The following is a 14251-nucleotide window of genomic DNA, read 5'->3' as shown; positions in this document are numbered from 1 at the left end:
CCTACCCCCCCCCCCCCCCCCCCCCCCCCCCCCCCCCCCCCCCCCTCCCCCCCCCCCTCCTCCCCCCCCCCCCCCCCCCCCCCCCCCCCCCCCCCACCCCCACGGGGATGTGTCGGTCGCGGAACGACACCCGCTCACGTCACGGACTGTCGCAGGACGGCGATGTCGCGAGCCGGCAGGACGAAGCTGCCGGTGGAGGTGGGGCCGAGGAGCACGTCGCCTGGTTCAACGCCGACGATGCCCAGCCATGACGCTCTGCCCCCGTGACCACTTCACGCCAGTCAGTGAGGAGGTCGGTGAACTGCTCGAAGTTCGCGCATTCCCGGACGAGTGAGCGTGTGCGATGTGAGGTTCGAGGGCGGAGGCGGGAGGACAGGCTGTGCGAGCTCGCCGGACGATCAGTCGCCGAAGTAGGCCTTGGCGACGGCGTAGCTGTCCTCGTAGAGGTGGTAGCGGGTGATCCGCCCGTCCCGGACCGTGGTGTGCAGGGCGAACGCGGTGTCGATGGTCCGGCCCGTCTTCTTGACCTCGGAGACCATGTGCCCGATGAGTACTACATCCTCGCCCTCGGCGATGACCTGTCGGAGGTCGAACTCCTTGGCTTGCACATGGGTCTGTAGAAGCTCGAAAAACGTCCGCATGCCCTCCGCCGAGTCGACCTCCGGTACCCACGGAATGCCCGGCGGGTGCGGGATCGAGAACGACACCGCGTCGGCGAACAGTGCCGCCGCCTGTGCACTCTTCCCCTCGGCGAGCAGCGGGAACAAGCGTTGCACGGTCTGTGCCGGTGAATCAGCTGTCATGCGTGGTCTCCTTACAGGTCGGATTTGTGGTGCGAGATCCTCGAGCCCTGATTGCAGAACACCCTTTGTGCCGTGCCGAGATGCGTAGAAGGCGCAAGTCGGCCGGGGTGGGGCCGGGCCCGCCCGCTCTGTGGGTGCATTGCCCCTTCGGCGGTATTCAGTCGAACTGCTCGGCGAGCCCGACGATGATTCCTTCGGGGCCGCAGATGTAGCAGAGCCGGTAGACGTTCTCGTACTGCACGATCTCGCCGACTATTTCGGCACCGTGTACCCGCAGGCGGGCCACGACGTCCTCGACATTGTCGACGGCAAACATGATGCGACGAAGGCCGAGCGTATTCGCCGGCGCGTCTTTCGGCTCGGAGGCGATGGCCTTCGGCCTGTGGAACTTCGCCAGCTCTACTCGCCCGTGGCCGTCCGGGACCCGCAGCATGGCGATGTCCTGCCGGACCTCATCGAGCCCGATGACACGCTCCGCCCCCCGCCATTCGAGTGGCCCCTTACTCTCGAGCTCCATCCCGAGTTCGACAAAGAACGCAATGACAGCCTCAAGATCGTCGACGACGATCAGGACGTTGTCCATTCGATGGATCGCCATATTGGGCGGCCTCCTTCGTCTGGTACGGCCACGGCAGCCGCGTCTGCCCCTGAGACGGAGCTGGCAAGTCGGACGGTAGGCGTTCCGCAACTCCGCCTCAGCTGGGAATAGTTCCTCTTCGTGCGCGGAGCCAGCCTGCGTCGCCCGCCTACCCCGGCTGATGCCGCAGCGCCGCGAGCTGGCCCCCCACGCGGATGCAAGATGCTCCCGCGGTCAGGCGGGAGAGGACATGGTGCTCCCGACGGACGGTGAACGCCGGTGCCGAGCCCCCGGCTGGGCACCCAGATGCGCGAGCACCGTGTGCACGGCCCGGTGAATGGCCTGGCGGGACTCGTCCGTGGGTTCGTTCATCTCGAAGCCGTGGTGGCCGTGCGGGACGTCGATGATGTCGACCTGGGTCTTGGTCTCTTCTGCTGCGGCTACGAACTCCTCCACCCGGGCGGCGATCTGTGGTGTTTCCAGGCCCGCCCGGGTGAGCACGAGCGGCGGCAATGGCCCGGTGCCCGCGCGGAGCGCGCGGATCGGGCTGAAGCGGGGGTCCACCGCGCCCCAGCCCGCAAGCGGGGCCAGGACCGGGTACGTGAGAGACAGGCAGCGCAGCCACGGGGGCGGGGCGGTGATCCAGTCCGCGGTGAGCAGTCCGGCGCCGGAGAAGACCCACACAGCGATGCGGTCGGCGTCCACGTTGGGGTCGGCCCGCAGCAGTTCAACAGCCTCGGCCACGTCGTCCGCGGCCTGCGCGTAGCCGGCGATGTCGTGCAGGCGGTGCTCCGCGACGGCACCCACCGCGCCCAGGCTCGCCGTGTAGCGGGCGTAGCCGAGGTAGAACGGGCGGTCGCGCGGCGCCAGGACGGCTCCGGGCGGCATCGGGCCACCGTGCACGAACAGCACTGCGGGCCAAGGCCCTTGCGCCTCTCCCGGTTGAGGCAGGTGCAGGTCCACACGCCCGTTGCGCACCCGCACCCGCTCCGGGGCGTCGAGAGGGAAGGGCCGCGGGAAGGGCGGCTCTGTCTCGGCTGCGGTCAGTCTGTGCCCCTCGCCCGCGGCCGCGCGGAGCAGCACATCGGCCAAATCGTCCGGGCAGGAGAGCATCGGCCAGTGACCGGTGGCCAGTTCGAAGAGGCCCACCCTTGGATCGGCCAGTCTGCGAAAGTGCGGCGGACCGGTGCGCACCAGCTCCTGGACCAGCTCGACGGTTGTTCCTCCTGCGGTGCACAGGATGCCGCTGGCCGGCAGCGCCGCCGCGGCGCCGGTCAGCCGCAGCGGCTGTGTCAGTGTGCGCGGCGGCTGCGGGGCGGCCAGCAGGCTCAGCAGCTCCAGCCGCTGCGCCGACAGCCCCTCCGTGCTGCCCCATCGCTGCCACTGGGCCGGCCCCGGTGGCGGGACTGGCCCGGGGCTGCCCTGCATATGCAGCAGTTCATGCACCGAAGGGTCCGGCACCAGAGCCAGTGCCCGATCGCCGTCCTGCGGCAGCCCGGCGTCCAGGTAGATGATCCGTGCGATCCGTTCCGGGCGGCGGTCCGCCGCGCCCAGCACGGGATGGACGGCGTAGTCGTGGCCAACCAGCACCAGCTCCCCGGCCGGCTCCAGCAAATCGATCAGCCGGACCACATCCTCGACATGCGTCTCCAGATCGGCATCGGGCTGCCTGCATAGCGTCACCGGGTGGGCCTCGGCGCCCGATTCCCGCAACCGTTCGATCGTTTCGCTCCAGATCTGTCCGTCGGTGAACGGACCGGAGACCAGGATGAATACGGACATCAGCACCTCCAGGGGGTGAGTGCGTCGTGGGTAACCTAGGAACTCCCCCTGAGGGAGGTTCAACCCTTGCCACCAGACGGCACCCTGAGCATCGGCGAGCTCGCCGCGCAGGCGAAGACCACGGTCAAGACCGTCCGCTTCTACTCCGATCAGGGCCTGCTGCCCGAAGCCCTGCGCAGCGGCGGCGGTCACCGCCGGTACGGTCCTGAGGCGCCGGCCCGCCTGCGCATGATCCGGGCCATGCGTTCACTGGGCGTGCCCGTCCCCGAGATCGGGCGGTTCCTCGACCGCGGGGACACTCTGGAGGCGGTCGTGGCACGCCAGTTGGACCGCCTCGGTGACGAGCTCGCCGCTCTGCGCTGGCGCGGGGCTGCGCTGCAGGCACTCCAGGAGGGCGCCCCGGAACAGCTCGCGGAACGCCTGGAACTGATCGGAGCGATCGACGCCCCGCCGAGCACATCCGCCCTCGCGCACTACTGGCGCCGCCTGCTTCCGGCCGGTCTCTCCGCCCGCCTCCGCAACTCCGTCACCGAGCGGGCCGTCCCGCAGCCCCCAACCGACCCGACTCCGGACCAGGTCTTCGCCTTCGCCCGCCTCCACGCCCTGACCACGTCCGCCACCGACCACTGCCTCGTTTCCCACCGGCCCGCCACCGTCGCACACCCAGACCTGCTCTACGACGGTCTGCACGAGGCGTTCCAGCTGGCGGACGCCGCCCAGCAAACCGGCCGCGCCTTCAGTCCGGGTGAGGCGCTGGACTGCTACGTCGCCGCCCACGCCCGCGCCTTCGACACCCGCGACAGCCCCGCATTCCGCCGCGCCCTGGCTATCCGCCTCGCGGCGGCGGATCACCCGGCACTGTCCCGTTACTGGCAGCTGGCAGGGGAGCTGACACCCGGCCTGACCCTTGGCGGTGCGGACTTGTGGCTCCGCGAGGCGCTGACTGCGAGCACGACAGCGGGCTGAGTCCCACGCCCGTTCGGGACTTGAGGTCTCAGACCAGGACAGCGAGCGCGGCCAGGGCAGGGCGGTTGTGCCCCGCTGCCGACGAGACCCTGCCCGCCCGCTCTGAAGCCATGATTCACCTGGCCATGATCGACCTCATGGCCCGCCGCCTCACCGGTGAGGCCACCGTCTCCAGGCGTGACGTGGTGAAACCAAACCAACAGCATATTCCGGGATGAAGCACCAGGAGAAAACGACCTTCTCGGCTGCCGCCCACTGGAAGAAGATCGTGCGCCTTGCCTGTCCCGGCGAGCGCTGCCAAGCGAATACCGCCCGCGCCAAGGTGGCGTCAGGCGCCGAGGGGCGGGCGTTGTCGGAGTGATTGCGGCCTTGCGGGTCTTGCGGGTCTTGCGCGTGATCAGCAGGTAGGTGTCCACCATCAGTGTTGCGTTCAGGCAGTGAACGCCGAGCGTGGCTGCCGCGGAGCCGTGGTGGGCCGGCACCGTGGTCATGTCGCCGTATACGGCGAGGGTCTCCACGCAGTGCGCAGCGTCTGATCGTCATGCAGAGCCTCAGAGCGGAGACACGGGTGGGGCATTCCCCTACTCGCCGACTTCACGAAAGGGCCCTCGCAATGCGGCAGCACGCCACCTGTCAGACGCCTCAGGCGCGACGCTTGAGGTGTATGGAGGGGGGATGTCTGGCGATTGTCCTGTGGCGGATTGGCTGCGTGGCAGGTGGGAAGTAGAAGTGGCACACGCGCACCGTCCAAGCAAGGGAGCCGCCATGTCCACGTTCGTCATTACTGTCCCTGGCACGTTTCTTGGCGGTGTCGATGATTCGGCATGCTCGGCTCTGGAGCGGGGGCTGGCTTCTCGGCACACTGACGTGAGTGAGAGTGAGGGGCTTGATCTGCTCACGTTGAATGAGGACCGTACATTCTCGGTCCGTCTCGAAGTGGAGGCCGGGGATCGATATGAGGCGGAACTGGAAGCTTCGAGGCTTGTCACTGCGGCCTTGAAGCGAGCGGGTATCAGCGGGGACGACGCTCCGCTGGGTCCGCCGGTTGTCACCGGCATCGACAGCGATCTGTGATTTGGTCTCCGCCCGTGGAAATCCCGTTCTTTGAAGGGCCATCAAGTCGCCCTTCAAGGCGGCCCAGCTCTCAGATGGGTACAGCGTGGATCCATCGGCTCCCACGCGTTCCAGAGGGAGATCCGAACGTCCCAACCCAACCAAGCAGTTGACGGGGGTAGCCCCGGGATCCGGCCCAAGCCGGTGCAGCACAGCTGACTGGCCTCGCTCGCAAGCGTCTGAGACTTGACCTCGCAGTCCGTGCGGTTGTCGGCAAAGTCGTATTGAGTGACACACGATCACGGTTCCCGTCCGCGTGCACCGACGCCACCGATGCCACTGGCGCCGCTCCTGGCGCCGCCGCGAACGGTGACCCCTGGCAGTACGAAGGTAGGCCGCGGGGGTTGCCCCTATGACTGGGGGGCAAGGGGTCGCAGGTTCAAATCCTGCCGTCCCGACGGAAACGTCGCAGGTAGGGGTCACCTTCGGGTGGCCCCTTCTTCGTGGTGGGAGCATTTTTGGGAGCAGGGGGCCGTTCCCTGTGCTCCCTGGGAGCGGGAGTCTGAGAGCGACGTCAACCGGAGGGGGGCGACGGATGGCCACCCGACCCGGTTGCTCCCACGGAGAGTCTCCGCTGGTCGGTGGATGGGAGGCGCCAACAGGTGACAGTGCAGTTCGAGGGGCTGGGGGCAGACGGGCCGAGGGCGCCTGCACCCAGTTGGATCGAGGCTTCGCTGAAGCTCAAGGAAGGCCGGGACCCGCTCGGGCTCCAGACGACCACACAGGATCGGCTGATGCCGCGACTGCTGCCCGGCATCCTGGAGTTGTCACGGCGCGCCCGCTACTTCTCCTTCCACGCCTTCCTGCTCGGCGAATACCGGGACCGTCACCTTGCGGCCGACGGCAATACGCTGTCGGCCTTCATCAAGCGTCGAGAGTGGGTGCACGGCCTGGCCGTGCTGCGTTGCCCCCGAGACTGCGGATCGAGCCCGGTAGGGGCCCGCGGACTGAGCGGCCTGGCGATGGGACCAGGGCCTTATTCGCGAGGCGAATCGGTGGAGAGCGCCTTTGGCGGCTACGGGTTGTACTACCGCTCACCGATGGCAGAGTTCGGCATTGTGGCCAGGGCCGGGACGCTGCTCGGCGGTCGGCCGATCCCCATCGACGTGCTCTACGACACCGACCGGGCCCGGTTGCTCGCCGGTACGTTCAAGTCGGCCGTGGAGCACGCGGCGTACTACCAGCGGGCCATGTGGACGACTGGCTCACCCAACGGTCTTCCTTGCGCACAAGGCCCAGGCAGCCCTGGCGGCAGTAGCGACGCAACATGCGGCGGCGCTACGGAGTCCCGACCACGAACAGGACTGGAGCGGCGACGACTGCACCGACCGACACGGCGAGCCGGACTGCCTGGATCCTGGCGACGCTCTCCGTCCGCATCTATCCAGTCTGCCGATCAGAAGAGACTCGTCCACCGCGCTCATGGAATGTGTGGCAGAACCGAGAAAAGGCTTCACCTGGCGGGCCCGCTGCGACGGATTGGGCCCGCCGTCCGGGGGACTCACTGGTTCGGAAGTCGACGCCGTTGGTGGCCGAGGACGTAGTGGGCGGGGATGAGCGTGAGCCAGAACCACATGGCTGCTTCCGTGTTGACGAAGGCCAAGGGAACAGAGAGGCCAAAGATCAGAACGCTGGAACCGAGTTGGGCGGTGAAGCGACGGCGGGCCACAGCGGCGGATGACGCAGGCGAGGGGTGCACTTGACGTTGCGTGAGCAGCAGCAGGGTTGTGTGCACCGCATGGATCGCCGCCATGGCACCCGCGTAGAGGGCGACGGCTTCGGGCTGAGAGGCGTACTCGGCCAGGAGTCCAGTGGGGAAGGGCAGCAGCGCGACCAGGCCGAGACCGAGGAGGATCAGGCGGGTGACCACGACCGTCTCGAGGGGCAGTGCGGTGAGGATGCGGCGGTGGTCACGCCAGAATCCGGCGATGAGGGTGAAGCTGAGTGTGAAGGCGCCGAGGCTGGGCAGCGCATCGCTCAGGGCCTTGTGGAATGCGACATCGTCCAGATGCGCGGGGACCGCCACGTTGATGACCAGCAGCGTCATCGCGATGGCATATATGCCGTCGGACAGAGCGATCAGGCGTGCCGCGCCCGGGGCGTTCTCGTGTGCGTGCGTTCTCGGAACAGGCTCCGTCATGTCGACGACAGTAGGGCGCTATGCCCACGCTATGCCCTGGTTGTAACGCATCGACCAGGGCTTGGGCGGCCTCACCTGTGGATAGTCGACAATAACCGCTGTACCGATGTACCAAGGCCGGTCAACGCCTCTCTGGCCGGGCGGAAGGGCGCCTACGCGCCAGGCCCCGTAAGACGGCGCCGTCTTCGTCAGCCCGCGGCGACCGTGGCGGCCTGCTCTTCGGCGCGGGCGCGGATGGCGGCCAGCCGGTAGGAGTCGGTGCCGCCCGGCCCGACGGCGCCCCGATCTACGTGATCCTCGACAATCTGTCGGCCCGCAAGGGCGCTGACGTCCGCCGCTGGGCGCAAAAGAACAAGATCGAGTTGTGCTTCACTCCGACCTACGCCTCCTGGGCGAACTCGATCGAAGCGTACTTCGGGCCGCTGCGACAGTTCACCATCGCCAACTCGAACCATCCCAACCACTCCGTGTAGACCCGGACCCTGCACGCCTACCTGCGCTGGCGCAACGCCAACTCCCGCCACCGCGATGTCCTGGCCGCCGAACGCAAAGAGCGCGCCCGCATCCGCAGTGAGAGAGGCGCCCCCTGGGGCGGCCACCCCCTCGTCAGCGCCGGGCCAGCCGGTGCAGGGCGTCGAGTACGGGCGGCGCGAGCGTGTTCGGGTGGTCGGTGTCGTGCAGTGCCATGCCGGGTTCCCTTTTCAGGTGAGAGGGCCGAGGTGTTGGGTCAGCGCGGTGGCGGCGTTGTCGGGGTTGCCGCGCAGGAGGATGCCCAGCGCGGCGGCCGTGAAGCCGGTGTCCAGCATGAGGTAGTCGGGCGGCACGGCTGGGGCGGCGGGGTGCCCACGTCAGTGGGCCCGGGTGTCCTGCTTCCGGATAGGGCGGTCATCTGTTGCGTCCCCAGTAGTCGGGAGCGGGAGCGGTGGCGGGGGTGCGGGTGCGGGTTGCTGCTGATCAGGGTCCGGGGCGGCTTCGACAGCGTTGGCGTGGTCGTGGTGGAGCCGGGCACCGGGAACGGACAGCGCGGTAAGGACGAGGCGTGGGCGCAGCAGGGTGGCGGGGTGGTCGATGAGGCTGGCTACGCGCATAAGGGCATCGGTGGCGGCGGGGTCGTGTGTCGCTGCGTGGTGGAGGCGGGTGACGTAGGCGTTGAGCACGGGTGCGGTGAGCTGACGGCGGCCGGCGGCACCGGTGAATTTGAGGTCGCTGGTGGTGGAGAGGTACCAGGGTTTGTCGACGATGCGCCCGACCTGTCGCATGAAGACCGCGCTGTCGGGGGTTCCGCGGCGCTGGAGGTATTGGTGGAGGGCGCTGGCTTGCATGGCGGCGACGGTCATTCCCTGGCTGTAGTTCGGGTTGAGGCTGCACACCGCATCTCCCAGGACGAGTAGTCGCTCGGGGAGGCGGGCCAGGCGTTCGTAGTGACGGCGGACACTGGCGGGAAAGCGGAAGGTGACGGGGTCGGTGAGCGGGGTGGCGTCGTGGATCCGGTCGTGGATCTCGGCGGCGGGCAGGCCCTGGGCGAAGGCGGTGAAGCCGTCGGGGTCGGTCGGCGGGTGGTCGCCCAAGAGACCGGTCAGCGACAGGATGTGCCTGTCGTCGCCTGCCTGGCCGAAGAACGCACCTCGGGGTGAGGCGGGTGAGGCAAGGCAGTTGACGAACTGCGGGCCGCCGCGCGCGTGCGGGCTGCGGTAGAGACGGGTGGTGTAGGCCAGGCCGATCGGCATCCGCTGTTCGGCGGGCCGCTGGTAGCCCAGCTGTTGCAGCCACACCGGGGTGCGCGACCCGCGTCCGCTCGCGTCGACTAGCAGATCGGCGTCCAGGTCGAAGCAGGCGGCGCCCGGTGTTGTGGACTGCAGCCGGGCGCCGGTGACCCGAGCGCCGTCCGAAGTGGCGAGGAGACCCCGCAGGGCGGTTCCCTGGCGATAGGTGACGTTGGCCCGCGCGGCGACCTGGCCGCGCAGATATGCCTCCAGGACGGGACGCGAGGCGGTCAAGGAGAGCAGGCCGGTCCTTGTAGGTGTGAAGGGGCGGCCGTTGAAGTACCAGCGCTGCTCGCCCAGGTCTCCGATCGGCTGGTGCGCGCGCCGCATGTCCTTGAGCAGGTTCGGGAAGAACTGCTGCAGGATCAGGCAGCCGCGGGCATGGAGCCCGTGCGCGTGCGCGGCGTGAGGAGCGCCGCGACGCGGCTTTTCCACGTCGATGACGTGGTCGCGGTCGATGACGATGACCTCGCGGTAGAAATCGGCCAGCACCCGGGCGGCGAGGGTTCCGGCGATGCTCGCGCCCAGCACGAGAGCCCGGTCTCCGACAACGCGCGCCCCGGCGGTGCGGTCTTCGACGAGCCGGTGGGCGGCCCGGCCGCCGTCGCGTCGGCTCACTGAGACAGTCCGAGGAGGATCGCCGTGGCGAGCGCGGCAGTGCCCGCATCGATGGACAGCAGAACCAAGAAGCGCGCCTTGCGCACCTCACCCCGATACACCCCGTAGTACATCTGGGCGAGCTGCAGCGCGACCACGGGAGCGCTGAACACCAGATAGGCGGGGTCCATGCGTGTGGCGGCGAACAGCAGGACGAGCAGCCCCGCGTGGCCGACCACAAGCAGGTGGAGCAGGGCGGCGAACCACCGAGGCGGCAGCAGGACGGCGAGGGTTCGCCGGCGGACGGCTGCGTCGCCTACCCGGTCGGAGGCATTGCCGTAGGAGACCACGAGCAGCAGCCACAGTCCGAACACCGCACTCACCAGCAGTACCTCGCGGGTGAGGGTTCCGCTGGCGGACCAGTAGGGCATCAGGACGGTGTACGCGCCGGTGATCAGGATCGTCGCTTCCAGACCCAGGGGCCGGTAGCTGAGCTTGATGCCGCAGGAGTACTGCACACCCAGCACCGGCACACCCAAGGCGACCACAAGGGCCGGCCAGGACACCGGTCCAGGCGGCAGGAGGGCGGCCGCAGTGAGGGCAAGCATCCCGAAGATGAACGTGACGGCGGTGAACGTCTTCGCTTCCCTGACAGTGAGGGCTCCGGTGAGTAGGGGTTTGCGGATCCTGGTGACCAGCGGCCGACCCTTGTAGTTGCGGGCGTCGTGGCCGTTGAGGAAGCCGCTCACGTCATCGGCCGCCGACGCGCTCCACTGCACCGCCAACGTGCCCGCGAGCACATAGACCAAGGACGGCCACGCCCCCGGAGCCGTGAGGCCGTCCGCGTGCAGGAGCAGCACGCCCAGGGCCCAGCCGTAGAAGTAGTGATAGACCCGGGCCTTGCCCAGCCGCAGGTAGCTGGCGATCTTGGGGCCGGACATCGGGGGTGCGGCGGCCGTGACGGCTTGGGCACCACTCATGGCAACTGCCGGTCGCCCGCGGGGACGGCTTCAAGGAGCTGGAACTCCACCGGCACGTCACCGGCATGGTGCACGCTCCGTTCCCGCCCCACCAGCAGCACACCCGACTCGGCGGCCAGAGTCTGCAGTGCGGAGGTATCGCCGAGGCTGTTGAATCCCAAAAACAGACGGCCCGATCCGGTGAGCCGTTCCATGCCCTCGCGCAGGTAGCGGCGGTGAGCGGCGTAGCCACGGTCGAAGATCGCATGCTGTAAAGGCCGGGTGTAGACGAACTCCTGGGGAGCACGAACGACGTTGGAGTTCCAGAAGATCGCATCGAAACGCGCACCGGGGTCCAGGGCGTCGTACAGGTCGCTGCGCACGGTCTCCACCCGGTCCGCCACCTCGTGGCGCTCGGCGTTGAGGGCGGTATTGCAGACCGCCTCATGGGTGATGTCCACGGCTGTGACGTGCGTGCACCCGGCCAGCGCCGCCGCTACGGCCGTCACTCCCGCCCCACACCCCACCTCAAGAAATCTCCCGCCCACCGGGAAAGGCAGCCACCTGGTGAACAGCTCGGTAGAGTCGGTATGAGTCGGAGCGAACACCTGCGGCAACAACGCCCAGTCAAGGCCGAGCAGCTCGAACTCCCCCGGCTCGCCTGTCTGGCCGTGCCGGTCCACCAGGCGGTGACCGACCTCGACACGCGTCTCGTCTACCGGCGCGCAGGCCGGCTCAGTTCGTGAGGTGCAGCAGCGGGACGGCATGGCGACGACTCCTTGTCGGGGCACAACTGGGACACCGGCAGGCGGCAACGGGAAGCCTCCACTCAAGGGACAGACACCTGGAACAGAGGCCAGCGGACGCCCGGAGATAGGCGGGCTGTCGCATTACGGGCGCACCTACGGGAGGCCGTATCGAGGTCCATCACCCTATTTCGAACATCCGACGGTCCGCTGTGTCGAACGTGTCCGTCTCCGTTTCGCACGCATGAGGAACGAGCGCGCAGCGGCCCGGTTACTTCCGCAGGTTCACTTCGCTCGAAACTCGGGGCGAGGGCGAGGGCGAGGGCGAGGGCGAGGGCGAGGGCGAGGGCGAGGGCGTGAGGCAGTGCGGTGCGGACGTCGCGGACGGCCCCCTTCGACAACGACGACGATCTGACGCGGCTGCCCGGATGAGGGCGCTGGGGCCAGACTGGAAAGTGCGAAGAGTACGCACCTCCCAAACCGAATGATCGTTGACAGTCGACAAACAGCTACGGTGCGTTGCCGGTGCTCGTGGCCACGTGGAAATGCTCGATCGGTGCTCATGATCACGCGGATGTGTTCACGAAACTGCGGAACCTATAAGCGGATGGGCTGGGCTGGTGTGGTCAAGGAGTTGACGCATGAGCTGCTCGGTCTCCAGCTCCATCGGAAGCCCCAGTGAGCGGTTGACCTGGTCGAGGCGGGAGATCGCAGCGTTCAGGCCGCTGCGGTTGCCTGCGGCTGCCTCGACCTGGAACCAGTCGCGGTAGAGGAGCTCGGCGGTTTCGTCGGCCTCGAGGCCGGTAGCGGTGGCTGTGCGGGCCCGGGTGAGGTGGTGGTGGGGACCGGGGGCCAGCCGGTAGGTGGCCGCGGTGTGCGCAATGCTCACGATGCGCATCGCGATCTCCTGCTGCAGCGGCTGGCTCCAGGGCGGTGGCTGCGTACCGAAGGGCCGTCCGTGGACCTGGTCCAGGGCTTTCTCCAGTTGAGTGAGTCCGTTGGGACCGTGGGGGAGTGCGACTTCGGCGGCTTCCTGGAAGCGGTGCCAGTCGCAGCAGATCGTGACCGCCGCGAACAGGATGGCGACGACCAGCGGCGTTACGTGTCACCCCCGGCGGGGCCCGCAGGGCGGGGGAGGGGCGCCGGTTATCGTCGCAGCGCTCTGAGCCACTGGTCTGCGATGACGCGGCTGAGCCGCGGGGAGTCGAGGGCCGCGGGTGCGAGGAGCTGCTGCATGCCGATTCCGCGCAACTGGCCCAGGACCGCGATAGCGGTGGCGTCGGGGTCGGCCTCCGTGCGGATCTTGCCCTCGGCGATTCCGGCGGCGATGTCGGTGCGCAGATCCGCGCGGAAGCTCTCGTCGCGTTGCTGGAAGACGGCGGAGAGCTCGGGCGAGGTGGCGGCCTCGACCCACAGCAGCAGGAACGCCCGGCCGGCCACGGCCCCCTCGCCCATACTTCTGATGTAACCGTCGATCAGCGCGATCAGGCGGTCGAGGCCGGGTGGCATACCGCCGATGCCGGGGACGAATCCGCTCTGACTGGACTCGGCGAGTGCCTGGAACAGCGCCTGCTTCGAACCGAAGTAGTGGGTGACGATTCCTCGGCTGTACCCCGCGCGCTCGCCGACGGCCGCCAGGGTGGCCGACCGCACGCCCGTCTCCACCACGACTTCCGCCGCGGCCTTCAGCAGGGCGGCTCTCGTGGTGGTGCGCCGTTGGACTTGCGTACGGCGTTCGCCGCGTGAGGGCGAGGCGGGGGGCTTCTCGGCTGGCATGAGCTGCAGTCTAGCGATTCCTCGTTCACTTGCGTGTCGTACAACAAGTATGTGACGGTGGGTGTGCAGCTGTCGGGTCGTCGGAGAGGTGATTACTGATGAGGGTCGTGTTCGTCAACGGCAATCCGGAGAACGCCGCGGTATGGGACCCGCTCTGCGACGAGCTGCGCGGAACCGATGTCGTCCGGTTGTCCCTCCCGGGTTTCGGGGCGCCCGTCCCGGAGGGTTTCGGGTGTGCTGTCGCCGAGTACAGGGACTGGCTGATCGGTCGGTTGGAAGCGATCGGCGAGCCGGTACACCTTGTCGGGCACGACGTCGGCGGAAGCACGGTGGTGTCGGTCGCCATGAAAAGGCCGGACTTGCTACGGAGTTGGGTCAGCGACTCGCTGGGTGTGTTCCACCCCGACTACGTGTGGCACGACCTCGCCCAGCAGTGGCAGACGCCCGGCGTGGGTGAGGAGTCCGTCGCCAGGCTGATGGGTGGCAGCCTGGAGGAACGCGCCGAACGCATGACGGCCAGGGGTATCCCCAGGCTGGTAGCCCTCCGAATGGCCCCCGCCCAGGGTCCGGAGATGGGGCGGGCGATCCTCGCGTTCTACCGCTCCGCCGCCCAGCCGGTCATGGCCGAACTGGGACGAGATCTCGCCGATGCGGCGAAGCGACCGGGCCTCGCGATCATCGGTACGGATGACCGGTTCGTCGGCTCGGAGGCCATGCGACGCGAGTCGGCGGCAAGAGCGGGGGCCGAGACCGCCGTCCTGCGCGACATCGGGCACTGGTGGATGGTCCAGGCCCCCGCTCGCAGCGCGCGGGCGCTCACCTCGTTCTGGGCCGGCTGCGGGCAGGCCGACTCGCGCTGAGCCGCCCGCGGCGACGGCCTGCGGTGTCACGCGCCGCCGGTCATCGTGCTCATGGTTTCCCTTGGTACCTGCGGCGGGGTGCAGGTACGTACCCCGCCACTGCTGATTCACCTGGGAGACTCCGCCGCAGGCGTGCCGCTATCGGAAGCTAATGTGCTCGTCATGCACG

Annotated in this window: 14 protein-coding genes and 2 pseudogenes; 6 read left to right on the top strand and 10 right to left on the bottom strand. The window is 68.5% G+C overall.

The genetic code is table 11. From position 1 onward, the window contains the following. Positions 1 to 398: 398 nt before the first annotated feature. The 3 genes from ACZ5CR_RS36915 to ACZ5CR_RS36905 form a co-directional block, all read right to left on the bottom strand. Positions 399 to 803, bottom strand: a complete 405-nt coding sequence (locus ACZ5CR_RS36915) for a nuclear transport factor 2 family protein (protein ID WP_468865859.1) — start codon at positions 801 to 803, stop codon at positions 399 to 401. A gap of 157 nt (positions 804 to 960) precedes the next feature. Further along, positions 961 to 1401, bottom strand: coding sequence for a VOC family protein (locus tag ACZ5CR_RS36910; protein ID WP_468865856.1), 441 nt, complete (start codon positions 1399 to 1401; stop codon positions 961 to 963). Between the two features lie 213 nt (positions 1402 to 1614). Continuing rightward, the gene (locus ACZ5CR_RS36905) at positions 1615 to 3162 is read right to left on the bottom strand and encodes an alpha/beta hydrolase (protein WP_468865855.1); all 1548 of its coding nucleotides are present in this window, start codon (positions 3160 to 3162) and stop codon (positions 1615 to 1617) included. 66 nt (positions 3163 to 3228) lie between these two features. Here ACZ5CR_RS36905 and ACZ5CR_RS36900 point away from each other — a divergent pair, with 66 nt between their 5' ends. The 4 genes and pseudogenes from ACZ5CR_RS36900 to ACZ5CR_RS36885 all read left to right on the top strand — a co-directional run bounded on the left by ACZ5CR_RS36900 (position 3229) and on the right by ACZ5CR_RS36885 (position 5202). Continuing rightward, a complete protein-coding gene (locus ACZ5CR_RS36900; RefSeq protein ID WP_468865853.1) occupies positions 3229 to 4128 on the top strand; it encodes a helix-turn-helix domain-containing protein in 900 nt (299 codons plus the stop codon). A gap of 83 nt (positions 4129 to 4211) precedes the next feature. Continuing rightward, positions 4212 to 4346: pseudogene (locus ACZ5CR_RS36895) on the top strand (IS5 family transposase); the annotation flags it as partial. Continuing rightward, positions 4343 to 4489, top strand: coding sequence for a hypothetical protein (locus ACZ5CR_RS36890; protein WP_468865851.1), 147 nt, complete (start codon positions 4343 to 4345; stop codon positions 4487 to 4489). The pseudogene ACZ5CR_RS36895 and the gene ACZ5CR_RS36890, both read left to right, overlap by 4 nt. 404 nt (positions 4490 to 4893) lie before the next feature. After that, complete coding sequence (locus ACZ5CR_RS36885; RefSeq protein ID WP_468865849.1) at positions 4894 to 5202, top strand: hypothetical protein; 309 nt, start codon at positions 4894 to 4896, stop codon at positions 5200 to 5202. Positions 5203 to 6742: 1540 nt separating this feature from the next. Here the strand turns inward: ACZ5CR_RS36885 and ACZ5CR_RS36880 are convergent. Beyond that, entirely contained in the window at positions 6743 to 7381 is a 639-nt protein-coding gene (locus tag ACZ5CR_RS36880; protein WP_468865847.1) for a TMEM175 family protein, read from the bottom strand. A 257-nt stretch (positions 7382 to 7638) separates the two neighbouring features. Between ACZ5CR_RS36880 and ACZ5CR_RS36875 the strand changes: the two are divergent. Further along, positions 7639 to 7995: pseudogene (locus ACZ5CR_RS36875) on the top strand (transposase); the annotation flags it as partial. Positions 7996 to 8082: 87 nt separating this feature from the next. Here ACZ5CR_RS36875 and ACZ5CR_RS36870 read toward each other — a convergent pair. The 6 genes from ACZ5CR_RS36870 to ACZ5CR_RS36845 form a co-directional block, all read right to left on the bottom strand. Further along, entirely contained in the window at positions 8083 to 8205 is a 123-nt protein-coding gene (locus tag ACZ5CR_RS36870; protein WP_468865844.1) for a hypothetical protein, read from the bottom strand. A 24-nt stretch (positions 8206 to 8229) separates the two neighbouring features. Further along, the gene (locus tag ACZ5CR_RS36865; RefSeq protein WP_468865842.1) at positions 8230 to 9762 is read right to left on the bottom strand and encodes an NAD(P)/FAD-dependent oxidoreductase; all 1533 of its coding nucleotides are present in this window, start codon (positions 9760 to 9762) and stop codon (positions 8230 to 8232) included. Next, positions 9759 to 10721: a prenyltransferase gene (locus ACZ5CR_RS36860; RefSeq protein ID WP_468865840.1), complete on the bottom strand. Its 963-nt coding sequence runs from the start codon at positions 10719 to 10721 to the stop codon at positions 9759 to 9761. Before ACZ5CR_RS36860 ends, ACZ5CR_RS36865 begins: the two co-directional genes overlap by 4 nt. Further along, entirely contained in the window at positions 10718 to 11467 is a 750-nt protein-coding gene (locus ACZ5CR_RS36855) for a methyltransferase (RefSeq protein WP_468865838.1), read from the bottom strand. The genes ACZ5CR_RS36860 and ACZ5CR_RS36855 overlap by 4 nt, the downstream gene beginning before the upstream one ends. Positions 11468 to 12026: 559 nt before the next feature. Next, positions 12027 to 12344, bottom strand: coding sequence for a hypothetical protein (locus ACZ5CR_RS36850; RefSeq protein ID WP_468865837.1), 318 nt, complete (start codon positions 12342 to 12344; stop codon positions 12027 to 12029). A gap of 248 nt (positions 12345 to 12592) precedes the next feature. Then, positions 12593 to 13222, bottom strand: coding sequence for a TetR/AcrR family transcriptional regulator (locus ACZ5CR_RS36845; protein WP_468865834.1), 630 nt, complete (start codon positions 13220 to 13222; stop codon positions 12593 to 12595). A 98-nt stretch (positions 13223 to 13320) separates the two neighbouring features. Here ACZ5CR_RS36845 and ACZ5CR_RS36840 point away from each other — a divergent pair, with 98 nt between their 5' ends. Further along, positions 13321 to 14082: an alpha/beta fold hydrolase gene (locus tag ACZ5CR_RS36840; protein WP_468865833.1), complete on the top strand. Its 762-nt coding sequence runs from the start codon at positions 13321 to 13323 to the stop codon at positions 14080 to 14082. Positions 14083 to 14251 lie beyond the last annotated feature (169 nt).

This window comes from Streptomyces sp. NPDC031274 (assembly GCF_055570235.1).
Note: the sequence above shows the minus strand (reverse complement) of the source record. Positions and strands in the feature narration are given on the sequence as shown.